This window comes from Streptomyces sp. NPDC050534 (genome assembly GCF_044457745.1).
Lineage (GTDB): Bacteria > Actinomycetota > Actinomycetes > Streptomycetales > Streptomycetaceae > Streptomyces.
Map to the genome: position 1 here is coordinate 244,951 of NZ_JBITHF010000010.1, position 25,371 is coordinate 270,321.

The window sequence follows — 25,371 nt, forward strand, 5'->3', positions numbered from 1 at the left end:
CGATGCGCGGGTGACATCTGCCACCGATCCCCTCCCCCACACCCCGACCATGTCCGCCGACCGGCCGCCGCCGGCCCCGCACACGGCGCCCCCGGACAAGGCCCCGCGCTGGTCGCTGCCCGCCCTGGTCGCGATCCTGGTCCTGGCGGCGGTCCTGTACGCCTGGAACCTGTCCGGCAGCAGCCTCAACAGCTTCTACAGCGCGGCCGTCTACAGCGGCACGCAGAGCTGGAAGGCGTGGTTCTTCGGCTCGCTCGACGCCGGAAACTTCATGACCGTCGACAAGCCGCCGTTCGCGCTCATGGTCATGGGCCTGTCCTGCCGCGTGTTCGGCTTCGGCACCTGGCAGATGATGGCGCCCGAGATCGCCGCCGCGCTGGGCACGATCTGGATCCTGCACGCGTCCGTGAGGCGGTACTTCGGGCATGCGGCGGCCGCGATCGCGGCGCTGGTGCTCGCGCTCACACCCATCACGGTCGCCATCGACCGCGACAACAACCCCGACACGATCCTGGTCCTGCTGATGGCCGGGGGCGCCGCTCTCGCCCTGCGCGCGGTGCGCAACGACAGGCTGCTGCCGCTCATCGGCTCCGCGGTCTGCTTCGGGCTCGCCTTCAACACGAAGATGCTCCAGGGCTACATCGCCCTGCCGGCCGTCTTCGCCGTGTACGTCTTCGCGTCCCGCCTCGGCTGGAAGAAGAAGGCCGTCAACCTGGCGCTGGCAGCCGGGGCGTTGGCGGTCTCCAGCTTCTGGTGGGCGACCGCGGTGTCCCTGGTTCCCGCCGACGACCGTCCCTACATCGGCGGTTCGACCGACGGCTCCGCCTGGAACCTGATCACGGGCTACAACGGACTGGGCCGGGTCCTCGGCGGCGAGGGCAACGGCGGTGGCGGTGGGGGTGCCGGTGGCGGCGGGGGCACCTTCGCCGGGACCGCGGGCCTCGGCCGGATGTTCAACGACATCCTCGGCGGCCAGATCTCCTGGCTCATCCCCTTCTCGTGCATCGCGCTCGTCGCCGGCCTCGTGCTGTGCGGGCGCGCCCCGCGCACCGACCCCACCCGCGCCGCGCTGGTGCTGTGGGGCGGCTGGCTCGTGCTGCACTACCTGACCTTCGCGATGGCCGAAGGCACCATGCACCCGTACTACACGACCGCCCTCGCCCCCGGCATCGCGGCGCTCACCGGAGGCGGCGGCGTCCTGCTGTGGCGCGCCTTCCGCGGCGGCGACGCCCGCTGGTCCTGGGTGCTGCCCGCCGGGCTCGCGGTCACCGGCATCTGGGCGGTCGTGCTGCTGCGCCGGGCCACGGGCTGGCACACCTGGCTCTGGCCGGCCGTCGCCGTCGTCATGGTCCTGGCGATCGCGGGCCTGGTCGTCTTCCGCTCGGGCAACCGCGTACGGCTGCTCGCCGCGTCCGCCGCCGCGGCGATCCTGGCGTCCCTCGCCGGCCCGACGGCCTACGCCGCCTCACCCGCCTTCGAATCCTCCGGCGGCGGCATGATGGGCGGCACGAACCCCACGGCGGGACCGTCGACGGGCGGGATGGGCGGGCCCGGTGGCGGTTTCGGGGGCGGCGAGTTGCCGGGCGGCGCTCGGGCGGGCGGTACGCAGCGGGGCGGCGAGTTCCCCGGTGGTGGCAACGGGCAGATGCCCGGCGGCATGGGCGAACTCCCCAGCGACAGCCGTCAGATGCCGGGCGGCGGCGAACTCCCCCAGGGCGGCGGCGCTCCCACCGGCCAGGGCGGCCAACAGGGCGGTACCGGCCGGGAGTTCCCGGGCGGCGGCACCGCACCCTCCGGGGGCCGCGGCGGAATGGGCAGCGGCATGGGCGGCGCCGACAGCGAGCTCGTCTCGTACCTCAAGAAGCACCAGGACGGCGCCAAGTGGCTCCTCGCGGTGTCCAACTCCCAGAGCGCCGCTCAGATCGAGCTGAGCGCCAAGGCCCCCGTCATCTCGATGTTCGGCTTCACCGGCTCCGACAAGGCGATGACCCTGGCCAAGCTCAAGGAGCTGGTGAAGAAGGGCGAGTTGCACTACATCCAGACCGGCGGCGGCATAGGCATGGGCGGCAGCAACACCCTGAGCCAGGAGATCAGCACCTGGGTGCAGAAGCACGGAACGGCCGTGAAGGAGAGCGCCTACAGCAAGAGCTCCACGTCCTCCAAGTCCACGACCAGCTCGTCCACGACGTCCTCGTCGCTCTACCGGCTGGACCCGTCCGACGTCACCTGATGCGTCGGCGCGAACATCCGCAGCACCGCCGGGAGTACGACCACCGCGGGGCCCGGCTGGGACAGCGCCTTCGCCAGGTCGGTCTCCAGGGTCCCGGGGGTCGTCCGCACCCCCGGGACCCCGAAGGACTCGGCGAGGGCCACGTAGTCCGGGCGCGTGAGCTCCGTCGCCGTCGGCCGGCCGAAGGCGTCCGTCATGTACTCGCGCAGGATGCCGTAGCCACCGTCGTCGACGATCAGCCAGGTGACGTCGAGGTCGTACTGGCGGGCCGTCGCGAGTTCGGCGATGGAGTACAGGGCGCCGCCGTCCCCGGACACGGCGAGGACCGGCCGGGTCGGGTCGGCGGCGGCCGCGCCGAGCGCGGCCGGGAAGCCGTAGCCGAGGCCGCCCGCGCCCTGGGCCGAATGCATGGTGTTGGGGGACTTCGCGTCGAAGGCGGACCAGGCCCAGTACGCGAGGATCGTCATGTCCCAGAAGGACGGGGAGTCGCCGGGCAGGGCCCGGCGGACCGACGCCAACACGTCCTGTTCCAGGGTGAGTTCCTGCGCGCGGATGCGGTCGGCGACCTTCGCGAGAAGATCCCGTACGCGCTCCGGAGCCGTCGGGTCGACGCGCTCGGCCACCGTCTCCAGCAGCGCCTGCAACGCGAGCCGCGCGTCCGCGTGGATGCCGAGCGCGGGGTGGTTGGACTCCAGCTTGCCGAGGTCCGCCTCGATCTGGATCACCCGGCCCCGGGGCCTGAACGTGTGGTAGTTCGAGGAGAGTTCACCGAGACCCGAGCCGACCACGAGCAGGACGTCCGCGTCCTCCAGAAGGTCGGTGGTGTGGCGGTCCTCCAGCCAGGACTGCAGGGAGAGGGGGTGCGTCCAGGGGAACGCGCCCTTGCCGCCGAAGGTCGTGACGACCGGTGCCTGCAGCCGCTCGGCGAGCCGGCGCAGCTTGCCCGAGGCGTCCGCCCGTACCACTCCCCCGCCCGCGATGATCGCGGGCCGCTCCGCGCGCGACAGCAGGTCGGCGGCCACGGCGGTGAGTTCGGGGCGCGGCGGCAGGTCGTCCGGGGTGGCGTCGAGCGCCGTCACCACCGGCAGGTGCGTCCCGGCGAGCAGCACGTCCTGCGGGATCTCCACCCACACCGGCCCGTGCGGGGCGGTCAGGGCCGACTTCCATGCCTCCGCGATCGCCGACGGGATCTGCGACTGGGTACGCACGGTGTGGACGGACTTCACCACGCCCCTGAACGAGGCCGCCTGGTCGGGGAGTTCGTGCAGGTAGCCGTGGCGGCCGCCGCCCAGCCCCGGCGTCGGCACCTGGCTGCTGATCGCCAGCACGGGGGCGGAGGCGGCGCGCGCCTCCTGAAGCGCCGCGAGCGAGGTGAGCGCGCCCGGGCCCGTCGACAGCAGCAGCGGCGCCGCCTCGCCGGTGACGCGGCCGTACGCGTCCGCCGCGAACCCCGCGTTGTTCTCCACCCGCAGGCCGACGTAGCGCAGGTCGGAGCGGCGCAGCGCGTCGAACATGCCGAGCGCGTGCTGGCCGGGCAGCCCGAACACCGTCGTCGCGCCGAGCCCGGACAGCGTCTCCACGACCAGGTCTCCGCCGTTGCGGCCGCCGGGCGGGTTCAGCGCGGCCTCGGTCTGCGCGGCCGTCGGGCGGAGTTCCAGGTCGTGGTCGTGCGTCACTGCTCGCGGGCCTCTGCAATCTGGCGGGACATGATCGTGGTCAGTTCGTACGCGGTGTGCGAGGCCGCCACCGACGTGATCTCGGCGTGGTCGTAGGCCGGTGCCACCTCGACGACGTCCGCCGACACCAGGTTGCAGGATGCCAGCCCGCGCAGGATCTCCAGCAGCTCGCGGGAGGTCATGCCGCCGGCCTCGGGGGTGCCGGTGCCGGGCGCGTGCGCCGGGTCCAGGCAGTCGATGTCGATGGAGATGTAGAGCGGGCGGTCGCCGATCCTCTGGCGCAGCTGGTCGGCCACCTCGTCGGCGCCGCGGCGGTAGACGTCCGCCGAGGTGACGATGCCGAAGCCCATCTTCTCGTCGTCGGTGAGGTCCTGCTTGCCGTAGAGCGGGCCGCGGGTGCCGACGTGCGAGAGGGCGGAGGTGTCGAGGATGCCCTCCTCCACCGCGCGCCGGAACGGCGTCCCGTGCGTGTACTCGGCGCCGAAGTAGGTGTCCCAGGTGTCGAGGTGGGCGTCGAAGTGGAGCAGGGCGACCGGGCCGTGCTTCTTCGCCACCGACCGCAGCAGCGGCAGCGCGATCGTGTGGTCGCCGCCCAGGGTCATCAGCCGGGCGCCCGTGCCGAGCAGCTCGTCGGCGGCCGCCTCGATCGTGTCGACGGCCTCGTTGATGTTGAAGGGGTTCGCGGCGATGTCGCCGGCGTCCGCCACCTGCGCCAGCGCGAAGGGGGACGCGTCCTGCGCCGGGTTGTAGGGCCGCAGCAGCCGGGACGCCTCGCGGATCGCGTTGCCGCCGAAGCGGGCGCCCGGCCGGTAGGAGACGCCCGAGTCGAACGGCACGCCCACGACGGCGACGTCGGCGCGGCCGACCTCGTCGAGGCGGGGCAGCCGGGCGAAGGTCGCGGGTCCGGCGTACCGCGGTATGCGGGAGGAGTCGACGGGTCCGCGGGGCGTCTCGTTGCTGCTCATGGGGTGCTGCCTTCTTTCCTGCGCTTCATCGCGTATGGAGCGATATGTACTGCTTCTTGTACGACTCTACTGGGCCGCGGGCACCGGCTCGGCGGCGGCTTCCGTGGTCCGTCCGGCCAGGCGCTCCCGCCAGGCGGCGAGGACGGCCGCGTCGGTGGCGGGCGTGGCGAGCGAGACGGCCACGTAGGCCACGAGGGAGGACAGCAGGCCGTAGTACACGGGCTCGTTGGCGAGGATGCCGTAGCCCGCCATCAGGCCGACGACCGCGAGGCCGCCGACGACGACCGAGGCGAGGGCGCCCTGCGCGGTGCCGCGCTTCCACAGCAGTCCGCCGAGGATGGGGACGAGGAGGCCGCCGACGAGGAGGTTGTAGGCGACCGTCAGCGCCTCGACGACGTTGTTCAGCGCGATCGCCGTGGCGATCACCGCGAGGCCCATCACCAGGATGAAGACGCGGTTGCCCCTGACCTCGTCGTGCGGCTCGTCCGAGCGGCGCACCGCTCCGCGCAGCCGCGACCAGATGTCGTTGTTGGCGACGGTCGCGCAGGCGATCAGCGCACCGGAGGAGGTCGACATCACTGCGGCCAGGGCGGCGGCGAGCACCAGGCCCCTCACGCCGGCGGGGAGTTCGTCCTTGACGATGGTCGCGAAGGCGTCGTCCGGGCTGCCGAGCTTGGGGTACAGCACCTTGGCCGCGGTGCCGATGACGGCGCCGGCGAGGGCGTAGACGAGGCAGTAGGTGCCCGCGACCGTGCCGCCCCACTTGGCGGTCCTGTCGCTGCCGGCCGTGAACACGCGCTGCCAGATGTCCTGCCCGATCAGCATGCCGAACGTGTAGATCAGGACGTACGTGAAGATCGTCTCGCCGCCGATGCCCAGCGGGTCGAAGTACGAGGTCGGCAGCTTGGCCTTCATCTCGCTGAAGCCGCCCGCCTTGACGACCGCGATGGGGAGCAGCAGCAGGAGCACGCCGATGGTCTTCACCACGAACTGCACCATGTCGGTGAGGGTGATCGACCACATGCCGCCGAGCGTCGAGTACGCGACGACGATCGAGCCGCCGAGGACGATCGCGACGGTCCGGTTCATGTCGAACAGGACGTCGAAGATCGTGGCGTACGCGATGGTCGAGGTGACCGCGAGCATCAGCGTGTACGCCCACATGACCACGCCGGAGATGACGCCGGCCCGGCCGCCGTAGCGCAGGTCCAGCATCTCGGAGACGGTGTAGACCTTCAGCCGGGCGATGCGGGCGGAGAAGAAGACGGACAGCGCGAGCAGGCCGAGGCCGATGGTGAAGACCATCCAGGCGCCGGAGAGGCCGTACTGGTAACCGAGGCCCACGCCGCCGATGGTGGACGCGCCGCCGAGGACGATCGCGGCCATGGTGCCGGAGTACATCGCGGGCCCGAGGCGGCGCCCGGCCACCAGGAAGTCGCTCTTGGACCTGGCGCGGCGCATGCCCCACCAGCCCATGGCCAGCATGCCGGCCAGGTAGATGACGATGACGGTGTAGTCGACGGCCACGGGGCCTCCTTCGCTCGGTCTCGCCGGCGGGTGATGAGCACTGACACTAGGTGGCCGGAAAGCGACTGCGAAGTGTACGTTTCATCCATTCGTACGGCGTCGGATGGAGGCAACGCACACCATGCCGGACCCCGCTGTCCCCCCTACGCCACCGGTGTCCCTGGCATCGCTCCTGGCCCGTGAGGACCTGGCTCTGCGGCAGATCGCCGGGCCGTCCGACCCGGGCATCGTGATCCACTGGGCGCACACCTCGGAGATGGCCGATCCGTATCCGTACCTGCTGGGCGGGGAGCTGCTGCTGACGGCCGGCGTCCACGTCCCGGAGGGCGCGGGCTCGGACGCCCACCCCTCCTATTTCGACGACTACGTGGCGCGGATCGTCGCGGCGGGCGGCGCCGCTCTCGGCTTCGGCCTGGCGCCCGTGTTCGACACGGTGCCGCCCGCCCTGGTGACGGCCTGCGAGACACAGGGGCTCCCGCTGCTGGAGGTCCCGCCGAGGACCACGTTCTCGGGCGTGGCCCGCGCCGTCTGGCAGCTCATGGCGCAGGCCCGGCTCGCGGAGCTGCGCCGGGTCACGGAGGCCCAGCAGAGCCTCGCGGCGGCGGCCTCCCGCCCGGACCCGGTGCCGTCGGTGCTGCGGCAGCTGGCCCAGCGCGTGAGCGGATGGGCGGTGCTGTACGGACCGGACGGCGCGGAGATCGCCTCCGCGGGGCGCCCAGCGGAGGCGGACCTCGCGGTGGCGCTCGCGGGACTCGCCGGCGTCGTACGCCCCTCGGGCCCGGGCACCCCCACCTCCGCCACCGACAGCAAGGCCGGCACCCACCTCGCCGCCTACGCCCTCGGCGCCGGCCAGGGCTTCGTGCTCGGGGTCGCCGCACCGCGGCGCGACCCCGGCGACCACACCATCGCCTCCGTCGCCGCCGTCCTGCTCGCCCTGCTCACCGGTGAGCACCAGAGCGGCACGGGCGCGGCCCGGTCCTCCGCGCTGGTACGGCTGCTGCTGGGCGCGCCACCGCCCGACGTCGCCCCGCTCCTCGGGCCCGGGCGCTGGCTCGTGGTGCACGCCCGGCCGGACGCGCAGTCCCCCGACCCGGTCGCCGCCTCGGCGCTGGGCGCGGCCCTCGGGTCACCGCTGGTCGACCTCGCGCAGGACGTCGTACGGGTCCTCGTGCCGGCCGACCGCGAACCGGCCGCGCAGCCCGGCTGGACGCTGGGCGTGAGCGCCGCCGTGGCCCCGGCCGAGTGGCCGTCCGCGGACACGCAGGCCGCCCGCGCGCTGGCCCGCGCCCGCGCCACCCGCACCCCGCTGGTCCGGCACGGCGACCGCGCGGGCCTCGCCGGCCTGGTGCCGCCCGAGGAGGCCGAGGCCCACGCCCGGCTGCTGCTCGCGCCGATCGCGGCCGCCCCCGCGCTGGCCGAGACGCTGCGCACCTGGCTTTCCCTGCACGGCAGTTGGGACCGTACGGCGGTCGCCCTGTCCGTGCACCGCAACACCGTCCGCCAGCGCATCGCCCGCTGCGCCGCGCTCCTCGACACCGACCTGGACGACCCGGACGTACGCATGGAGCTGTGGTTCGCGCTGCGGCAGCGGTAGGTGCGGCGGTTCCCGGCCACCGGCACGGGCGTTCGCGGCACGGCAATAGGTACGAAGACCCATGGCGATGAGTACGTGAGCCACGTCCCAGGGTGCGGGACGCCAGGGACTGGCGCGGTCACCTGCTCCACAATGGGCTGCATGCCGATATCCGGGACACCCAGCCGCGCCGAGCTCGTCGACCACCTCGTACGGACCCGCATCGCGGGCGACGTCGCGACGCCCCGCGAGAACAATCTCAGCCACTACCGCAAGCTGGCGAACGGCGACCGCCACTACTGGCTCGGCCTGGAGTTCGGCGACCGCTGGCGGGACGAGCAGGACGTGCTCGCGGTGATGGCGGAGCGGGTGGGCGTGAACGACGACGCCGAGTACCGGTACGGCCAGGACACCATCGATCCCGAGCTGACCGTCGACGCCCTGGACCGGATGGCGGCGCGGCTGCGCAAGGCGGCCGACGGGCAGCAGCGGGTACTGTTCGCGACCGGCCACCCGGGCGGGCTGCTCGACGTGCACCGCGCCACGGCCGCCGCGCTGCGGGCGGCCGGCTGCGAGATCACCGTGATCCCGGAGGGGCTCCAGACGGAGGAGGGCTACGTCTGGCAGCTCGCGGACGTCGCGGTCCTGGAGCACGGCGCCTCCCTGTGGCACACGCACTCCGGCGAGCCGATGAAGGCCATCCTGACGGCGCTGGGCAACTCCAGCCGCCCGCTGCCCGACCTGGTCGTCGCCGACCACGGCTGGGCGGGCTACGCCGGACAGCACGGCGTCGACTCCGTCGGCTACGCCGACTGCAACGACCCGGCGCTGTTCCTGGCGGAGGCGGAGGGCACCGTCCAGGTCGTGGTCCCGCTGGACGACCATGTCGTCAGCCCGCGCCACTACGACCCGATGACGGCGTACCTGCTGGCGGAGGCGGGGCTCTCCTGAGCCTCCCGAGCCGTCGCCAGTGCCTGTTGCGGCACTAGATACCGGCGATCGAGGCGGGGGCGCGCTCGGCGCGGGCGAGTCCCCTGATCACGTCCATCGTGCCGTGGCGGCGGACCGCGAGGCGCGCGAGCAGCTCGACGACGGGTGCGCTGACGTGCTCCGGGAACGCCGGCGTCGGCAGGCCCACGCTCGCGGCCAAGTCGTCGCTGTGGACGACGAGTTCCAGCAGCCGGGTGAGCAGGAAGTCGTCGAGTTCGAGGGACCAGTCGCCCCAGGAGGGGATGTGCAGGGGCCGCGCGGCGGGCGCGCCGGGCACCTCGGTCCGCAGCAGGTCCAGCGCCTCACGCACGCGCGCGTGCAGCGCCGCGTGCCCGTCCGCGGCGGTCGCCTCGCCGCCCTGCCGGATGCGCCCGCTGACGGGCGCGCCGGGGCCGGCGTCCAGCCAGCTCACCTTCTCCAGGTAGTACGCGCGCAGGGACACCACCGGCTCCGCGGGCACCGGCCCCGCGAGCAGCCCGGGCAGCGCCAGCTCCTGCCAGAACATGTGCCCGGCCAGCCCCCGCACACCGAAGTGCTCCAGCACGCTCGGCTTCTCCCACCCGTCGGCGACGGCCGCCTCACCCAGCAGCCCGGCAGCGATGTCCGCGGCCTCCAGGAACGCAGCCCTGATCCGCCCGCCCCGACAGTTCCACGTCTCCGCCGATGTCCCCGCCGATGTCTCCTCCATGCCACCATCCCACCGTGGCCGCACGCCCGGCTCAACCGACTTTCACGGCCCTTCACGGCCAGGGGTTCAGCCCCTCGGTCCGCCGCTGAGCGAACCCCGGTGTCGGGTCCAGGTACACCCTGGTCACCGTCGGGAAGACCGACCGGAGCCGCAGCTCGGCGGTCTCGCAGGCCCACTCGACCTGCGCCGCCGTCGAGCGGTCCCGGAAGTCGATCTTGGCGGCGATCAGGGCCTCCCGCGGCCCCTGCACGAGGGTCGTCAGTTCCAGTACGGCCTCGATGTGCTCCACGTCCAGCAGCTCGGCCTTGATCCGCTCCCGTACGGACCTGGGCAGCGAGCGGCCGATGAGCAGCTCGGCGTTGGAGCGGCCCAGCACCCAGGCGACGACGAGCAGCAGCAGGCCGATCAGCAGCGAGGCGATCCCGTCCCAGACACCGGATCCGGTGAGCTGCCCGCCGAGCAGACCGCCCGCGGCGAGCACGAGGCCGATCAGCGCGGCCGAGTCCTCCAGGACGACGGCCTTCACGGCGGTGTCGGGCGTGTGGCGGAGGTAGAACCTGAAGGGCGCCCGGACGCGCCGGGCCTCGCCGCGCGCCTGGCGCAGCCCCGTCCGCAGCGAGAAGCCCTCCAGCACGAAGGCGATCAGCAGGACGACGTACGACACGAGCGGATCGCCCAGGCCCTCGCCCGCCACCAGGGTGTGGACGCCGTCGTAGATCGAGAAGACGGCGCCGCCGACGAAGGTGGCGACGGCGGCGAGCATCGCCCAGATGTAGCGCTCGGGGCCGTAGCCGAGCGGGTGTTCCTCGTCGGCGGGCTTCTCGCTGCGTTTGAGGGCGGTCAGCAGCAGGACCTCGGTGACCGTGTCGGCGACCGAGTGCGCGGCCTCGGAGAGCATCGCGCTGGACCCGCTGATGATTCCGGCGACCACCTTGGCGAGAGCAATCCCGAGATTGGCGACGGCGGCGACGACGACCGTGAAGGTGCTCTCGCCGCCGCCCGCCTCTGGAGAGGTCATGCCTGTCAGTGTTCCCGCGGAACGCGAACCAGACCTTCCTGGATGACCGAGATGGCGAGCTGCCCGTCCTGGGTGTAGATACGGGCCTGGCCGAGCCCGCGCCCGCCGTGGGCCGACGGCGACTCCTGGTCGTACAGCAGCCATTCGTCGGCGCGGAAGGGCCGGTGGAACCACATGGCGTGGTCGAGCGAGGCCCCGACCACGTCCCCCACGGCCCAGCCGCCGCGGCCGTGCGCGAGCAGGACCGAGTCGAGCAGGGTCATGTCGGAGACGTAGGTGGCGAGGACGACGTGCAGGAGCGGGTCGTCGTCGAGCTTGCCGTTGGTGCGGAACCACACCTGGGAGTGCGGCTCGCGCGGCTCGCCGAACTTCCCGTACGGCGGCTCCTCGACGTACCGCAGGTCGACCGCCTCGCGCGCCTCCAGGAACTTCTCGACCACCACCGCATCGAGGTGGCCGTAGCCGCGCAGCCGCTCCTGGGAGGTGGGCAGCGTGGCCGGGTCGGGCGCGGACGGCATCGGCGCCTGGTGGTCGAGGCCGTCCTCGTCGGCCTGGAAGGAGGCCGAGAGGTGGAAGATCGGCTTGCCGTGCTGGACGGCGACCACGCGGCGGGTGGTGAAGGAGCGGCCGTCCCGGATGCGGTCGACGTCGTAGACGATCGGCGCGCCCGGGTCACCCGGCCGCAGGAAGTACGCGTGCAGGGAGTGGGCGTGCCGGTCCGCGGGGACCGTGCGCCCGGCGGCGACCAGCGCCTGGGCCGCCACCTGCCCGCCGAAGACCCGCGGGACGACGGCGGACCGGGACCGGCCGCGGAAGATGTTCTCCTCGATCTGCTCCAGGTCGAGCAGATCGAGGAGATCCTGAAGTGCCTGGCTCATGGCAGACAGTTGTACCCGCCAGTTATTTCTCGGGGTTTCGCGGGCCTTACAGGCCCATGTCCTTGGCGATGATCGTCTTCATGATCTCGCTGGTGCCACCGTAGATGCGGTTGACCCGGTTGTCCGCGTACAGGCGGGCGATCGGGTACTCGTTCATGAAGCCGTAGCCGCCGTGCAGCTGGAGGCAGCGGTCGATGACGCGGTGCGCGACCTCGGTGCAGAACAGCTTGGCGCTGGCGGCCTCGGCGGGGGTCAGCTCGCCCGCGTCGAGGGCCTCCAGCGCGCGGTCGGAGACGGCCTCGGCGGCGTCCACCTCGGCCTGGCAGGCGGCCAGCTCGAACTTGGTGTTCTGGAAGGACGCGACGGTCTTGCCGAAGACGGTGCGCTCCTGGACGTACTCCTTGGCGAACCGCACAGCGGCCTTGGCCTGCGCGTAGGCGCCGAAGGCGATGCCCCAGCGCTCGGAGGCGAGGTTGTGGCCGAGGTAGTAGAAGCCCTTGTTCTCCTCGCCGAGCAGGTCCTCGACCGGGACCTTCACGTCGACGAACGCCAGCTCGGCGGTGTCGGAGGTCTTCAGGCCGAGCTTGTCCAGCTTGCGGCCGATGGAGTAGCCCTCGGACTTGGTGTCGACGGCGAAGAGGGAGATGCCGAAGCGGCGGTCCTCGGCGGTCGGCGCGGAGGTGCGGGCGCAGACGATGACGCGGTCGGCGTGGACGCCGCCGGTGATGAAGGTCTTGGAGCCGTTGAGGACGTAGTGCGTGCCGTCCTCGGAGAGCTTGGCGGTGGTCTTCATGCCCGCGAGGTCCGAGCCGGTGCCCGGCTCGGTCATCGCGAGGGCCCACATCTCCTCGCCGGTGACGAACTTCTCGAGGTAGCGCTTCTTCTGCTCGTCGGTGGCGAGCATCTTGATGTACGGCAGGGCGAGCAGCACGTGCACGCCGGAGCCGCCGAACTGGACGCCCGCGCGGGCGGTCTCCTCGTACAGGACCGCCTCGAACTTGTGGGTGTCCAGGCCCGCGCCGCCGAACTCCTCGGGCACGTTGATGCCGAAGATGCCCAGCTCGCCGAGCTTGTGGTAGAAGTCGCGCGGCGCCTGGCCGGCTGCGAACCACTCGTCGTAGACGGGCACGACCTCGGCCTCGATGAAGGCCCGGATGGTCTCCCGGAACGCCTCGTGGTCCTCGTTGAACACCGTACGGCGCACCGCCGCCACCTCCTGGTTCCCGTGTCTAAGCGCTTGCTCAGACACTTAAGGTACCGGCGGGTAGGGAGAGGCGTCCAGAGGAGATCCCGTAACGCTCGTCACGCCGCCGCGGCCGCGAAGGCCCCCTTGGCCATGCGGTGCAGCAGCTCCGCCGTCGTCCCGCGGCCGGGCAGCGAGCCCGGGCGGCCCAGGTGCGGGGTCGAGTTGAGCAGGCCGAAGACCGAGTGCACGGCGGACCGGGCCGCGGGTTCCGCGATACCCGGGTAGACCTCCCGCAGCACCGCCACCCACAGCTCGACGTACTGCCGCTGGAGCTGGCGCACCAGCTTGCGGTCGCTGTCCCGCAGGCGGTCCAGCTCGCGGTCGTGCAGGGTGATCAGGGGGCGGTCGTCGAGCGCGAAGTCGATGTGTCCTTCGATGAGCGAGTCGAGGACCGCCTCGGGGGGCGTCCCGTCGGCCTCCTGAAGGCGCCGCTTCGCGCCCGTCAGCAGCTGGCCGCTGATCCCCACCAGGAGTTCGGCGAGCATCGCGTCCTTGCCCGCGAAGTGGCGGTACAGGCCCGGGCCGCTGATGCCGACGGCGGCACCTATCTCGTCGACTCCGACCCCGTGGAAACCGCGCTCGGCGAACAGCCGCGCGGCCTCCTTGAGGATCTGCTCACGGCGGGTGGGTGCGTCGGTTCTGGTGGCCATGGAGGTAATTCTAGACAGGGAGGTTAGCGGTCGTTAACCTGATGGAAATGGTTAACGCTCATTAACAGTCCGACCACTGGGTGAGGGGACCGCACGATGCACGAGGCACCGGAGCTGACGAGCGCGGCAGATCCCGCGTCGGAGGCCTGGAGGGCCAACGAGGCGGCGCACCGCGCACTCGTCGAGGAGCTGCACGGCAAGCTGGCCGCGGCCCGGCTCGGCGGCGGCGAGAAGGCGCGGGCCAGGCACACCGCGCGCGGGAAGCTGCTGCCGCGGGACCGGGTGGACACGCTGCTCGACCAGGGCTCGCCCTTCCTGGAGCTGGCCCCCCTCGCCGCCGACGGGCTGTACGACGGGGCGGCCCCGGCCGCCGGCGTCATCGCCGGGATCGGGCGGGTGAGCGGGCGCGAGTGCGTGATCGTCGCCAACGACGCCACCGTCAAGGGCGGGACGTACTACCCGATGACGGTGAAGAAGCACCTGCGCGCCCAGGAGGTGGCCCTGGAGAACCGCCTCCCCTGCATCTACCTGGTCGACTCCGGCGGCGCCTTCCTGCCCATGCAGGACGAGGTCTTCCCGGACCGGGAGCACTTCGGGCGGATCTTCTACAACCAGGCGCGGATGTCCGGGGCGGGCATCCCGCAGATCGCCGCGGTCCTCGGCTCCTGCACGGCCGGCGGCGCGTACGTCCCCGCGATGAGCGACGAGGCGGTCATCGTCCGCAACCAGGGCACCATCTTCCTGGGCGGCCCACCCCTGGTGAAGGCCGCCACCGGTGAGGTGGTGACCGCGGAGGAGCTCGGCGGCGGCGAGGTGCACTCCCGGATCTCCGGCGTCACCGACCATCTGGCCGAGGACGACGGGCACGCGCTCAGCATCGTGCGGAACATCGCCGCCACGCTGCCCGCGCGCGGGGCACTGCCCTGGGAGGTGCGGCCCGCGGCCGAGCCGAAGGTCGATCCCTACGGCCTCTACGGCGCGGTGCCGGTGGACTCCCGCACCCCGTACGACGTGCGCGAGATCATCGCGCGCGTGGCCGACGGCTCCCGGTTCGCGGAGTTCAAGGCGGAGTTCGGGCAGACGCTGGTCACCGGCTTCGCCCGCATCCAGGGCCACCCGGTCGGGATCGTCGCCAACAACGGCATCCTGTTCTCCGAATCCGCCCAGAAGGGCGCCCACTTCATCGAGCTGTGCGACCAGCGCGGCATCCCGCTGGTGTTCCTGCAGAACATCTCCGGCTTCATGGTCGGCAAGGACTACGAGGCGGGCGGCATCGCCAAGCACGGCGCCAAGATGGTGACGGCCGTGGCCTGCACGCGCGTGCCGAAGCTGACGGTCGTGGTGGGCGGTTCGTACGGCGCGGGCAACTACTCGATGTGCGGCCGGGCCTACTCCCCCCGCTTCCTGTGGATGTGGCCGAACGCCAAGATCTCCGTCATGGGCGGCGAGCAGGCCGCCTCGGTCCTCGCGACCGTCAAGCGGGACCAGATGGAGGCCCGGGGCGAACAGTGGCCGGCCGAGGACGAGGAGTCCTTCAAGGCGCCGGTCCGGCAGCAGTACGAGCGGCAGGGCAGCGCCTACTACGCCACCGCCCGCCTCTGGGACGACGGCGTCATCGACCCGCTGGAGACCCGCCAGGTGCTGGGTCTCGCACTGACCGCCTGTGCCAACGCGCCGCTGGGTGAGCCCCAGTTCGGCGTCTTCCGGATGTGAGGAGGGGACCCATGTTCGACACAGTGCTCGTGGCCAACCGGGGCGAGATCGCCGTCCGCGTGATCCGTACGCTCCGCTCGCTGGGCGTGCGCTCGGTGGCCGTCTTCTCCGACGCGGACGCCGACGCGCGCCATGTCCGCGAGGCCGACACGGCGGTACGGATCGGCCCGGCCCCGGCGGCCGAGAGCTACCTGTCGGTGGAGCGGCTGCTGGAGGCGGCCGCCCGCACCGGCGCCCAGGCCGTCCACCCCGGCTACGGCTTCCTCGCGGAGAACGCCGCCTTCGCGCGTGCCTGCGCGGAGGCCGGGCTGGTCTTCATCGGACCGCCCGCGGACGCCATCTCCCTGATGGGCGACAAGATCCGCGCCAAGGAGACGGTGAAGGCGGCCGGGGTGCCGGTCGTCCCCGGGTCCAGCGGCAGCGGCCTGACGGACGGCGAACTCGCCGGCGCCGCCCGCGAGATCGGCATGCCGGTGCTGCTCAAGCCGTCGGCCGGCGGCGGCGGCAAGGGCATGCGGCTGGTGCGGGACACGGAGATGCTGGCGGACGAGATCGCCGCCGCCCGCCGCGAGGCCCGCGCCTCCTTCGGCGACGACACGCTCCTCGTGGAGCGTTGGGTGGACCGGCCCCGGCACATCGAGATCCAGGTCCTGGCCGACGGCCACGGGAACGTGGTGCACCTGGGCGAGCGCGAGTGCTCGCTCCAGCGCAGGCACCAGAAGATCATCGAGGAGGCGCCCAGCGTGCTCCTCGACGAGGCCACGCGCGCGGCGATGGGCGAGGCGGCCGTGCAGGCCGCCCGGTCCTGCGGCTACCGCGGCGCGGGCACGGTGGAGTTCATCGTGCCGGGCGGCGACCCGTCGTCGTACTACTTCATGGAGATGAACACCCGCCTCCAGGTCGAGCACCCGGTCACCGAGCTGATCACGGGCCTGGACCTGGTGGAGTGGCAGCTGCGGGTGGCGGCGGGCGAGCAACTCCCTTACAAGCAGGGCGACATCACGCTGACCGGGCACGCGGTCGAGGCCCGGGTCTGTGCGGAGGATCCCGCGCGCGGGTTCCTGCCCTCCGGCGGCACGGTCCTTCGGCTGCACGAACCCCAGGGCGACGGCATCCGCACCGACTCCGGGCTCAGCGAGGGCACCGAGGTCGGCAGCCTCTACGACCCGATGCTGTCCAAGGTCATCGCCTACGGCCCGGACCGCGAGACGGCGCTCCGCAAGCTGCGCTCGGCCCTCGCCGGGACGGTGACGCTGGGCGTGCAGACCAACGCCGGGTTCCTGCGCCGGCTGCTGGCCCATCCGGCCGTCGTGGCAGGCGAGTTGGACACCGGCCTGGTGGAGCGGGAGGTGGACTCGCTCGTCTCCACCGATGTACCGGACGAGGTGTACGAGGCGGCCGCGGCCGTGCGGCTGGAGGCGCTGAAGCCCGGCGGCGACGGCTGGCGCGACCCCTTCTCGGTGCCGAGCGGGTGGCGTCTCGGCGGCACACCCCGTCCCGTCGCCTTTCCCCTCCGGGTGCCGGGACTCGAACCCGTCACCCATGAGACCCGGGGCACCCACACCGTCACCGCCGACACCGTGGCGGTCACCCTGGACGGCGTCCGGCACACCTTCCACCGCGCCGCCGACTGGATCGGCCGGGACGGCGACGCCTGGCACGTGCGCGACCACGACCCGGTCGCCGCGTCCCTCACGCGCGCGGGCCACGCCGGCGCCGACTCGCTGACCGCGCCCATGCCCGGCACGGTCACCGTGGTGAAGGTCGCCGTCGGCGACGAAGTGGGCGCGGGTCAGAGCCTGCTGGTCGTCGAGGCGATGAAGATGGAGCACGTCATCTCCGCCCCGCACGCCGGCACGGTCGCCGAACTGGACGTCGCGCCGGGCACGACGGTTGCCATGGACCAGGTGCTGGCGGTCATCGCCCCGGTGGAGAACTCGGTGGAGGAGAAATGACGCTGCCCATGGTCGTACCGGCCTCCGGTCTGCCGGCCCGCGTCCGCATCCACGAGGTGGGCGCCCGCGACGGACTCCAGAACGAGAAGACCACCGTACCGACGCAGGTCAAGGCGGAGTTCGTGCGCCGCCTGGCCGACGCCGGACTGACGACGATCGAGGCCACCAGCTTCGTGCACCCGAAGTGGGTGCCCCAACTGGCCGATGCGGAACAGCTGTTCCCCATGGTCGGCGGGCTGTCCGTCGACCTCCCGGTCCTCGTGCCGAACGAACGCGGCCTGGACCGTGCGCTGGCGCTCGGGGCCCGCCGCGTCGCCGTGTTCGCCAGCGCCACCGAGTCCTTCGCCAAGGCCAACCTCAACCGCACGGTGGACGAGGCCCTGGCCATGTTCGAACCCGTGGTGGCCCGCGCCAAGTCCCAGCAGGTCCATGTCCGCGGCTACCTCTCCATGTGCTTCGGCGACCCCTGGGAGGGAGCGGTCCCGATCCCCCAGGTGGCCCGGGTGTGCAGGGCCCTGCTGGACATGGGCTGCGACGAACTGAGCCTGGGCGACACGATCGGGGTCGCGACACCCGGCCATGTGCGGGCGCTGCTGACCGAGCTCACCGAACACGGCACTCCCGCGGAGCGGCTGGGCGTCCACTTCCACGACACCTACGGCCAGGCGCTGGCCAACACCTACGCCGCCCTGGAACACGGCGTCACCACCGTCGACGCCTCCGCGGGCGGCCTCGGCGGCTGCCCGTACGCCAAGTCCGCCACCGGAAATCTCGCCACCGAAGACCTCGTGTGGATGCTGCAGGGTCTCGGCATCGACACCGGAGTCGACCTCGGCCGTCTCGTCGCCACCAGCGAGTGGATGGCCGGCCAACTGGGCCGACCCAGCCCGTCCCGCACCGTCCGAGCGCTGTCCCACAAGGACACCGAGGCCGCCGAGGCCACTGAGGAGCAGTGACCGTCATGGACTTCCGTCTCTCCCCCGAGCTCGAAGAACTCCGCCGCACCGTCGAGGCGTTCGCCCACGACGTGGTGGCACCCAAGATCGGCGAGTTCTACGAGCACCACGAGTTCCCGTACGAGATCGTCCGCGAGATGGGCCGCATGGGCCTGTTCGGGCTGCCGTTCCCCGAGGAGCACGGCGGCATGGGCGGCGACTACCTGGCGCTCGGTGTGGCGCTGGAGGAGCTGGCCCGTGTCGACTCCTCGGTGGCCATCACCCTGGAGGCCGGCGTCTCGCTGGGCGCCATGCCGATCCATCTGTTCGGCACCGAGGAGCAGAAGCGCGAGTGGCTGCCGCGCCTGTGCTCGGGCGAGATCCTCGGCGCGTTCGGCCTCACCGAGCCCGACGGCGGCTCGGACGCGGGCGCGACCCGCACGACGGCCCGCCTCGACGAGTCGACGAACGAGTGGGTGATCAACGGCACCAAGTGCTTCATCACCAACTCGGGCACGGACATCACGGGCCTGGTCACGGTCACCGCGGTCACCGGCCGCAAGCCCGACGGCAGGCCGCTGATCTCGTCGATCATCGTCCCGTCCGGCACCCCGGGCTTCACGGTGGCGGCGCCGTACTCGAAGGTCGGCTGGAACGCCTCGGACACCCGCGAGCTGTCCTTCGCGGACGTGCGCGTCCCGGCGGCGAACCTGCTCGGCACCCAGGGCCGCGGCTACGCCCAGTTCCTGCGCATCCTTGACGAGGGCCGTGTCGCCATCGCGGCACTCGCGACCGGCCTCGCCCAGGGCTGTGTGGACGAGTCGGTGAAGTACGCCAAGGAGCGCCACGCCTTCGGCCGCCCCATCGGCGCCAACCAGGCCATCCAGTTCAAGATCGCCGACATGGAGATGAAGGCCCACACCGCCCGGCTCGCCTGGCGGGACGCGGCCGCCCGGCTGGTGACCGGCGCCCCCTTCAAGAAGGAGGCCGCCCTCGCCAAGCTCCACTCCTCCACGGTCGCGGTCGACAACGCCCGAGACGCCACCCAGATCCACGGCGGCTACGGCTTCATGAACGAGTACCCGGTGGCACGGATGTGGCGCGACTCCAAGATCCTGGAGATCGGCGAGGGCACGAGCGAGGTGCAACGGATGCTGATCGCACGGGAGTTGGGCCTCACCGGCTGACCGGACCCGGGCGCGGAACGCCCCCTGGACATCGACTGAGGTTAGGCTAACCTATGTTGACAGTTGTCCGGCGGGCGTTCCGCCCCGTTCGAAAGCAGCCTCACCATGTCCAACGCCAGAGCCACTCACCTCACCCGCCGCGGCATCCTCGCCGCGGGCGGCGCCCTCGGCCTCGGTGCCGCGCTCGCCGCCTGCGGTGACGACGACGCGAAAAGCGGGGGCTCCGACGCGACGACCGCGGCCAAATCCGGCCCCTGGACCTTCAAGGACGACCGCGGCAAGACGGTGAAGCTCGACGAGGCGCCCAGGAACATCGTGGCGTTCACCGGTGTCGCCGCCGCCCTCCACGACTACGGCATCGGGGTCAAGGGCGTCTTCGGCCCCACGAAGACCACGGGCGGCAAGCCCGACGTCCAGGCCGGCGACATGGACATCAGCAAGGTCACGATCCTCGGCAACGTCTGGGACCAGTTCAACGTCGAGAAGTACGCGGCCCTCGCGCCCGACGTGCTCATCAGCACGATGTTCGACGACGCCGGAACGCTCTGGTACGTCCCCGAGGCGTCCAAGGACAAGATCGCCCAGCTGGCCCCCAGCGTCGGCATCTCCGTCTACGACCGCCAGCTGACCGAGCCGCTCCAGCGCATGTGGGCGCTCGCGGAGTCGCTCGGCGCGGACATGAAGGCGGCCAAGGCCACCGATGCCAAGAAGAAGTTCGAGGAGGCGGCGGCCCGGCTGCGCAAGGCCGCGAAGGCCAAGCCGGACCTCAAGGTGATGGCCGCCTCGGCGGCCGACACGCTCTTCTACGTCTCCGGCACGAACCTCTCCGTCGACCTGGAGTACTTCAAGGCGCTCGGCGTGAACTTCGTCGAGCCCCCGGAGAAGGCGAAGGCCAAGGGAGGCGGCTGGTACGAGTCGCTGAGCTGGGAGAACGTCGACAAGTACGCGGCGGACATCATCATGATGGACGACCGGACCTCGGCGACTCAGCCCGCCGACATCACCAAGCCCACCTGGAAGAAGCTCCCCGCGGTGAAGGCGGGACAGGTCATCCCCCGGTCCCCCGAACCGATCCTGTCCTACGACAAGTGCGTTCCGCTGCTCACCAGTCTGGCCGAGGCGCTGGAGAACGCGAAGAAGGTCAGCTGACGCGCCCCTGAGGTACGCATCCCCTGACGTCGATTCAGGAGTTCCGCATGACGACGGCCGTAGCCGCCCCGTTCCGTTTCTTCTCTCTTCAGGTCGTGCGGACGAGGCGGCTGGGGCCGTCCTTGGTGCGCGTCACCTTCGGCGGGGAGGATCTGCACGCGTTCCGCTCCGACGGGCGCGACCAGTCCCTGTCCCTGTTCCTGCCGCACCCCGGGCAGCGCGAGCCGGCCGTGCCGTACGAGCTCGGCGACGGCTGGTGGCAGGCATGGCGTGAACTGCCCGACGGCGTACGGGCGGTGATGCGCTCGTACACCCTGCGCTCGCTGCGGCGCGACCCCGACGAGATCGACATCGACTTCGTCCTGCACACCCCGTGCGGCCCCGCCTCGGGCTGGGCCGCACGGGCCGGCGCCGGTGACCGGGTCGTCCTGCTCGGCCCCGCCGTCGCGGACAACCGCGCGATCCGGTTCCGGCCGCCCGCGGACACCGACCTGACGCTGATCTGGGGCGACGAGACCGCCGTCCCGGCCGTCTCCGCGATCCTCGAGTCCCTGCCCGCCGGCGCCCCCGCCCGCGTCTGGCTGGAGGTGCGGGACGCGGGGGACATCCAGGACCTGGCGACCGAGGCCGACGCCGAGATCACCTGGCTGGTCCAGGACGCGGACGCCGGCGGCGCCGAGGGGTCCCCCATGGCCCTCGACGCCCTGCGCACGGCCCAACTCCCGCCCGCGGAGCGTCCGTACGCCTGGATCGCGGGCGAGAGCGGATGCGTGAGGCAGCTGCGCCGGCATCTCGTCGGCGAGCGCGGGATCGACCGGCGGCGCGTCACCTTCGTCGGCTACTGGCGGCAGGGCCTGAGCGAGGAGCAGCTGCGCGAAACGGGGTGACGGCGGTCACTGGAGGGACAGGATTGGAGGCAATGAACTTAGGTTAGGCTAACCTAAATTGAAGCCGGAAGGCCTTGGGCTTCCCCGCTCTCCCACCCCGCACGGACTGTCCCCACCGGAGGACCCCCACATGCGCTCGCACCTGCTCAATGACCTGACCGCGGAGCGGTACCGCAGCTCCGTGACCGAAGGAGTCGAGCGGGTGGCGGCCAAACTCGCCACCACCGACCGTCCGTTCACCGGTGTCACCGTCGACACCCTCGCTCCCCGGATCGCCGCGATCGACCTGGACCGGCCGCTCGGCGACACCGGCGCCGCCCTGGACGAACTCGAGGACGTCTACCTCCGCGACGCGGTCTACTTCCACCACCCGCGCTACCTCGCCCATCTCAACTGCCCCGTCGTCATCCCGGCGGTGCTCGGCGAGGCCGTCCTGTCCGCCGTGAACTCCTCCCTCGACACCTGGGACCAGTCGGCAGGCGGCACCCTGATCGAGCGCAGGATCATCGACTGGACGGCCGCCCGCATCGGCCTCGGCGACAACGCCGACGGCGTGTTCACCTCGGGCGGCACCCAGTCCAACCTCCAGGCACTGCTGCTGGCCAGGGAGGAGGCCAAGCCAGGGTGGGCAGAGCGGGAAGAGGGGGCCTCCCTCGCCAGACTGCGCATCTTCGCCTCCAAGGCCGGCCACTTCAGCGTGCAGAAGTCGGCGAAACTCCTCGGCCTCGGCCAGGACGCGGTGGTGCCCGTCCCCGTCGGCCACGACAAGCGGATGCAGACCGTCGCCCTCGCCCACGAGCTGGAGCGCTGCAGGAAGGACGGCCTGATCCCCATGGCCGTCGTCGCCACCGCAGGCACCACCGACTTCGGCTCCATCGACCCCCTGCCCGAGATCGCCGAACTGTGCGCCCAGTACGGCGCCTGGCTGCACGTGGACGCGGCCTACGGCTGCGGTCTGCTCGCCTCGCTGAAGTACCGGGACCGCATCGACGGCATCGAGCGCGCCGACTCGGTCACCGTCGACTACCACAAGTCCTTCTTCCAGCCCGTGAGTTCGTCGGCCGTGCTGGTGCGGGACGCCTCCACGCTGCGGCACGCGACCTACCACGCCGAGTACCTCAACCCGCGCCGCATGGTCACCGAGCGCATCCCCAACCAGGTCGACAAGTCCCTGCAGACCACCCGCCGCTTCGACGCCCTCAAGCTGTGGATGACGCTGCGGGTGATGGGCGCCGACGGCGTCGGCGAGCTCTTCGACCAGGTCTGCGACCTCGCGTCCGACGGCTGGCGGCTGCTCGCCGCCGACCCGCGCTTCGACGTCGTCGTCCGGCCCGCCCTCTCCACCCTCGTCTTCCGCTACATCCCGGCAGCCGTCACCGACCCGGCCGAGATCGACCGCGCCAACCTCTACGCCCGCAAGGCCCTGTTCGCCTCCGGCGACGCGGTGGTCGCGGGCACCAAGGTGGGCGGCCGCCACTACCTGAAGTTCACCCTGCTCAATCCCGAGACGACGACCGACGACATCGCCGCCGTACTCGACCTGATCGCCGGCCACGCCGAGCAGTACCTGGGAGAATCCCTTGACCGCGCTTCCTGAGCCCACCGGCTCCGCTCCGAGGACCTACGACTTCGTGGGCATCGGGCTCGGCCCCTTCAACCTCGGCCTGGCGTGTCTGACCGAGCCGATCGCCGAACTCGACGGTCTCTTCCTGGAGTCGAAGCCGGACTTCGAGTGGCACGCGGGCATGTTCCTGGACGGCGCCCACCTCCAGACCCCGTTCATGTCGGACCTGGTCACGCTCGCCGACCCGACGTCGCCGTACTCCTTCCTCAACTACCTGAAGGAGAAGGGCCGGCTGTACTCGTTCTACATCCGCGAGAACTTCTATCCGCTGCGCGTCGAGTACGACGACTACTGCCGCTGGGCCGCGCATCAGCTCGGCAGCGTCCGGTTCGGCACGACGGTCACGGAGGTGACGTACGAGGACGGCCACTACCTCGTGCGCACCGAAGCCGGCGACGTCCACCGCGCCCGGCACCTCGTCCTCGGCACGGGGACGGTCCCGTACCTGCCCAAGGCCTGCCGGGGGCTCGACGGCGGCCTCTTCCACAACTCCCGGTACATGCACCGCAAGAAGGAGCTCCAGTCGAAGAAGTCGATCACCGTCGTCGGCAGCGGCCAGAGCGCCGCCGAGATCTACCACGAACTGCTCGCCGAGATCGACGTCCACGGCTACCAGCTCAACTGGATCACCCGCTCCCCGCGGTTCTTCCCGCTGGAGTACACCAAACTGACCCTGGAGATGACCTCTCCGGACTACATCGACTACTTCCGGGCGCTGCCCGAGGAGACCCGCTACCGGCTGGAGAAGCAGCAGAAGGGCCTCTTCAAGGGCATCAACTCGGACCTCATCGACTCGATCTACGACCTGCTGTACCAGAAGAACGTCGAGAGCGGCGGCCGGCCGGTGCCGACGCGCCTGCTGACCAACTCGTCGCTGACGAGCGCCCGTTACACGGACGGGGCGTACCAGCTCGGCTTCCACCAGGACGAGCAGGCCAAGGAGTTCGAGATCCGCACGGAGGGTCTCGTGCTGGCGACCGGCTACCACTACGAGCCCCCGGCCTTCCTGGCTCCCGTCGAGGACCGCCTGCGCCTCGACGGCCACGGCCGCTTCGACGTCGCCCGCAACTACGCCGTCGACGTCACCGGCCGCGGCGTCTTCCTGCAGAACGCCGGCGTGCACACCCACAGCATCACCAGCCCCGACCTGGGCATGGGCGCGTACCGCAACAGCTGCATCATCCGCGAGCTGCTCGGCACGGCGTACTACCCGGTCGAGAAGACGATCGCGTTCCAGGAGTTCGCCGTTTGACATCTTCCCGCCCCTCCGGGGCGGGAACTCTCACGGCTCGCGCCACGAGTTTTCCTGCTTCATCGCCCGCTGCCCGTCCGGAGGAATTCCGTTGAGGACTTACGCGGCCTCCACAGGCCGACACCGCCTGCCCGGCGGCCACGATGTTCTGTGCGGCATTGTGGTCCCGATCATGCTGGGCGCCGCAGTTCTCGCACGTCCATGCGCGGACTCCGAGCGGCAGCGGGCCGCGGATCGAGCCACACGTCGAGCACGTCTTGCTCGACGGAAAGAACCGATCAACAACGACCAGTTCACGTCCGTACCAAGCACATTTGTACGCCAGCATGACGCGCAACTCCGCCCACGACGCATCCGAAATCGCCCGAGCGAGATTCCGATTTCCCATCAGGTTCCGGACCGGCAGGTCCTCGATCGCGACCAGTTGGTTCTCCTGGACGATACGGGTGGACAACTTGTGAAGATGGTCGCGCCGCCTGTCGGCGACTCCGGCGTGGATTCGGGCAACTTTCCGCCGCGCCTTCGCCTGATTCCTCGATCCCTTCTTCTTGCGAGCGAACTCCTTCTGGGCCTTCGCCAGGCGAGCGCGTTCCCGCTTCCCGAAGCCGGGGGCGGCGACTTTCTCTCCCGTGGACAACGTCACGAGACTGTTCAGTCCGAGATCGATTCCGACGCCCGGGCCGGCGGCTCGAGGCATCTTCTCCGCACGGACCTCGACGAGCAGGACCACGAACCAACGCCCGGCAGCGTCGCGGGAGACCGTCACGGTGGAGGGGTCCGCGCCGTCCGGCAGCGGTCGCGACCAACGGATGTCGATGGCCCCACGCATCTTCGCCAGCGTCAGTCTGCCGTTTCTCCAGGTGAACGCCGACCGCGTGTACTCGGCAGCAGCACAGGACCGCTTCCTCGACTTGAAGCGCGGGTAGGCAGACCGCTTGGTGAAGAAGCTCGTGAATGCAGACTGCAAATGCCTCAACGCCTGCTGGAGCGGAACCGAAGACACCTCCGCCAGGTAGGACAACTCTTCAGTTCGCTTCCATTCGGTCAACATCGCCGAGGTTTGCCCGTAGGAGATTCTGCGGCGTTCCTCGGTCCAGGCCCGACTGCGTGCTTCCAAAGCGAGGTTGTAGGCCTTACGGACACAGCCAAAGGTTTGCAGCAGTTGTTCCGCCTGTTCCGCGTTCGGATAGAACCTGTACTTGAAGGCCCGTTTCACACCTTGCTCCCC

General features: G+C 71.2%; 20 protein-coding genes. 11 read left to right on the forward strand and 9 right to left on the reverse strand.

The features are described from left to right. Window positions 1–10: 10 nt before the first annotated feature. Window positions 11–2,230 (forward strand): glycosyltransferase family 39 protein, encoded by a 2,220-nt coding sequence (locus ACIBN2_RS31180; RefSeq protein ID WP_399139327.1) that lies wholly within the window; start codon window positions 11–13, stop codon window positions 2,228–2,230. On the opposite strand, the gene ACIBN2_RS31185 is transcribed toward ACIBN2_RS31180, so the two are convergent. From ACIBN2_RS31185 to ACIBN2_RS31195, 3 genes are all read right to left on the reverse strand, one after another. Next, window positions 2,200–3,906 (reverse strand): thiamine pyrophosphate-binding protein, encoded by a 1,707-nt coding sequence (locus tag ACIBN2_RS31185; RefSeq protein ID WP_399139329.1) that lies wholly within the window; start codon window positions 3,904–3,906, stop codon window positions 2,200–2,202. The genes ACIBN2_RS31180 and ACIBN2_RS31185 overlap by 31 nt on opposite strands. Then, the gene (speB, locus tag ACIBN2_RS31190; RefSeq protein WP_399139331.1) at window positions 3,903–4,871 is read right to left on the reverse strand and encodes an agmatinase; all 969 of its coding nucleotides are present in this window, start codon (window positions 4,869–4,871) and stop codon (window positions 3,903–3,905) included. The genes ACIBN2_RS31185 and speB overlap by 4 nt, the downstream gene beginning before the upstream one ends. A gap of 66 nt (window positions 4,872–4,937) precedes the next feature. Next, complete coding sequence (locus tag ACIBN2_RS31195) at window positions 4,938–6,398, reverse strand: sodium:solute symporter (RefSeq protein ID WP_399139333.1); 1,461 nt, start codon at window positions 6,396–6,398, stop codon at window positions 4,938–4,940. Between the two features lie 121 nt (window positions 6,399–6,519). Between ACIBN2_RS31195 and ACIBN2_RS31200 the strand changes: the two genes are divergently transcribed. Both ACIBN2_RS31200 and ACIBN2_RS31205 read left to right on the forward strand, forming a co-directional pair. Continuing rightward, window positions 6,520–7,992, forward strand: a complete 1,473-nt coding sequence (locus tag ACIBN2_RS31200; RefSeq protein WP_399139335.1) for a helix-turn-helix domain-containing protein — start codon at window positions 6,520–6,522, stop codon at window positions 7,990–7,992. 141 nt (window positions 7,993–8,133) lie between these two features. After that, window positions 8,134–8,922: a phosphatase gene (locus ACIBN2_RS31205; RefSeq protein WP_399139337.1), complete on the forward strand. Its 789-nt coding sequence runs from the start codon at window positions 8,134–8,136 to the stop codon at window positions 8,920–8,922. A gap of 34 nt (window positions 8,923–8,956) precedes the next feature. Here the strand turns inward: ACIBN2_RS31205 and ACIBN2_RS31210 are convergent, their stop codons facing one another. From ACIBN2_RS31210 to ACIBN2_RS31230, 5 genes are all read right to left on the reverse strand, one after another. Next, window positions 8,957–9,649: a maleylpyruvate isomerase N-terminal domain-containing protein gene (locus ACIBN2_RS31210; RefSeq protein WP_399139339.1), complete on the reverse strand. Its 693-nt coding sequence runs from the start codon at window positions 9,647–9,649 to the stop codon at window positions 8,957–8,959. 52 nt (window positions 9,650–9,701) lie between these two features. Then, window positions 9,702–10,667 (reverse strand): cation diffusion facilitator family transporter, encoded by a 966-nt coding sequence (locus ACIBN2_RS31215; protein WP_399139341.1) that lies wholly within the window; start codon window positions 10,665–10,667, stop codon window positions 9,702–9,704. Window positions 10,668–10,672: 5 nt separating this feature from the next. Next, window positions 10,673–11,545 (reverse strand): acyl-CoA thioesterase II, encoded by an 873-nt coding sequence (gene tesB, locus ACIBN2_RS31220; protein ID WP_399139343.1) that lies wholly within the window; start codon window positions 11,543–11,545, stop codon window positions 10,673–10,675. Between the two features lie 46 nt (window positions 11,546–11,591). After that, entirely contained in the window at window positions 11,592–12,749 is a 1,158-nt protein-coding gene (locus ACIBN2_RS31225; RefSeq protein WP_399139345.1) for an acyl-CoA dehydrogenase family protein, read from the reverse strand. 98 nt (window positions 12,750–12,847) lie between these two features. Continuing rightward, entirely contained in the window at window positions 12,848–13,441 is a 594-nt protein-coding gene (locus ACIBN2_RS31230) for a TetR/AcrR family transcriptional regulator (protein ID WP_399139346.1), read from the reverse strand. A gap of 96 nt (window positions 13,442–13,537) precedes the next feature. Here ACIBN2_RS31230 and ACIBN2_RS31235 point away from each other — a divergent pair, with 96 nt between their 5' ends. The 8 genes from ACIBN2_RS31235 to ACIBN2_RS31270 all read left to right on the forward strand — a co-directional run bounded on the left by ACIBN2_RS31235 (window position 13,538) and on the right by ACIBN2_RS31270 (window position 24,143). Then, the gene (locus tag ACIBN2_RS31235; RefSeq protein WP_399139348.1) at window positions 13,538–15,154 is read left to right on the forward strand and encodes a carboxyl transferase domain-containing protein; all 1,617 of its coding nucleotides are present in this window, start codon (window positions 13,538–13,540) and stop codon (window positions 15,152–15,154) included. Window positions 15,155–15,165: 11 nt separating this feature from the next. Then, window positions 15,166–17,109, forward strand: a complete 1,944-nt coding sequence (locus tag ACIBN2_RS31240; RefSeq protein WP_399139350.1) for an acetyl/propionyl/methylcrotonyl-CoA carboxylase subunit alpha — start codon at window positions 15,166–15,168, stop codon at window positions 17,107–17,109. Beyond that, entirely contained in the window at window positions 17,106–18,065 is a 960-nt protein-coding gene (locus ACIBN2_RS31245) for a hydroxymethylglutaryl-CoA lyase (protein ID WP_399139352.1), read from the forward strand. Before ACIBN2_RS31240 ends, ACIBN2_RS31245 begins: the two co-directional genes overlap by 4 nt. 5 nt (window positions 18,066–18,070) lie before the next feature. Beyond that, window positions 18,071–19,231, forward strand: a complete 1,161-nt coding sequence (locus ACIBN2_RS31250) for an acyl-CoA dehydrogenase family protein (protein ID WP_399139353.1) — start codon at window positions 18,071–18,073, stop codon at window positions 19,229–19,231. A gap of 105 nt (window positions 19,232–19,336) precedes the next feature. After that, a complete protein-coding gene (locus ACIBN2_RS31255; protein ID WP_399139355.1) occupies window positions 19,337–20,380 on the forward strand; it encodes an ABC transporter substrate-binding protein in 1,044 nt (347 codons plus the stop codon). Window positions 20,381–20,427: 47 nt separating this feature from the next. Continuing rightward, window positions 20,428–21,267, forward strand: a complete 840-nt coding sequence (locus ACIBN2_RS31260) for a siderophore-interacting protein (RefSeq protein ID WP_399139357.1) — start codon at window positions 20,428–20,430, stop codon at window positions 21,265–21,267. A gap of 130 nt (window positions 21,268–21,397) precedes the next feature. After that, window positions 21,398–22,864 (forward strand): lysine decarboxylase DesA, encoded by a 1,467-nt coding sequence (gene desA, locus ACIBN2_RS31265; RefSeq protein WP_399139359.1) that lies wholly within the window; start codon window positions 21,398–21,400, stop codon window positions 22,862–22,864. Then, window positions 22,848–24,143 (forward strand): lysine N(6)-hydroxylase/L-ornithine N(5)-oxygenase family protein, encoded by a 1,296-nt coding sequence (locus tag ACIBN2_RS31270; protein ID WP_399139360.1) that lies wholly within the window; start codon window positions 22,848–22,850, stop codon window positions 24,141–24,143. Before desA ends, ACIBN2_RS31270 begins: the two co-directional genes overlap by 17 nt. On the opposite strand, the gene ACIBN2_RS31275 is transcribed toward ACIBN2_RS31270, so the two are convergent. Next, window positions 24,070–25,359, reverse strand: a complete 1,290-nt coding sequence (locus ACIBN2_RS31275) for an RNA-guided endonuclease InsQ/TnpB family protein (RefSeq protein ID WP_399139361.1) — start codon at window positions 25,357–25,359, stop codon at window positions 24,070–24,072. The genes ACIBN2_RS31270 and ACIBN2_RS31275 overlap by 74 nt on opposite strands. Between the last annotated feature and the right edge of the window lie 12 nt (window positions 25,360–25,371).

Bases quoted from the DNA above. Each gene is read 5' to 3' on its own strand.
- speB (WP_399139331.1), bottom strand. From the start codon at position 4,871: ATGAGCAGCAACGAGACGCCCCGCGGACCCGTCGACTCCTCCCGCATA.
- ACIBN2_RS31200 (WP_399139335.1), top strand. From the start codon at position 6,520: ATGCCGGACCCCGCTGTCCCCCCTACGCCACCGGTGTCCCTGGCATCG.
- ACIBN2_RS31230 (WP_399139346.1), bottom strand. From the start codon at position 13,441: ATGGCCACCAGAACCGACGCACCCACCCGCCGTGAGCAGATCCTCAAG.
- ACIBN2_RS31260 (WP_399139357.1), top strand. From the start codon at position 20,428: ATGACGACGGCCGTAGCCGCCCCGTTCCGTTTCTTCTCTCTTCAGGTC.
- ACIBN2_RS31235 (WP_399139348.1), top strand. From the start codon at position 13,538: ATGCACGAGGCACCGGAGCTGACGAGCGCGGCAGATCCCGCGTCGGAG.
- ACIBN2_RS31205 (WP_399139337.1), top strand. From the start codon at position 8,134: ATGCCGATATCCGGGACACCCAGCCGCGCCGAGCTCGTCGACCACCTC.
- desA (WP_399139359.1), top strand. From the start codon at position 21,398: ATGCGCTCGCACCTGCTCAATGACCTGACCGCGGAGCGGTACCGCAGC.
- ACIBN2_RS31210 (WP_399139339.1), bottom strand. From the start codon at position 9,649: ATGGAGGAGACATCGGCGGGGACATCGGCGGAGACGTGGAACTGTCGG.
- ACIBN2_RS31215 (WP_399139341.1), bottom strand. From the start codon at position 10,667: ATGACCTCTCCAGAGGCGGGCGGCGGCGAGAGCACCTTCACGGTCGTC.
- ACIBN2_RS31245 (WP_399139352.1), top strand. From the start codon at position 17,106: ATGACGCTGCCCATGGTCGTACCGGCCTCCGGTCTGCCGGCCCGCGTC.
- ACIBN2_RS31255 (WP_399139355.1), top strand. From the start codon at position 19,337: ATGTCCAACGCCAGAGCCACTCACCTCACCCGCCGCGGCATCCTCGCC.
- ACIBN2_RS31240 (WP_399139350.1), top strand. From the start codon at position 15,166: ATGTTCGACACAGTGCTCGTGGCCAACCGGGGCGAGATCGCCGTCCGC.
- tesB (WP_399139343.1), bottom strand. From the start codon at position 11,545: ATGAGCCAGGCACTTCAGGATCTCCTCGATCTGCTCGACCTGGAGCAG.
- ACIBN2_RS31250 (WP_399139353.1), top strand. From the start codon at position 18,071: ATGGACTTCCGTCTCTCCCCCGAGCTCGAAGAACTCCGCCGCACCGTC.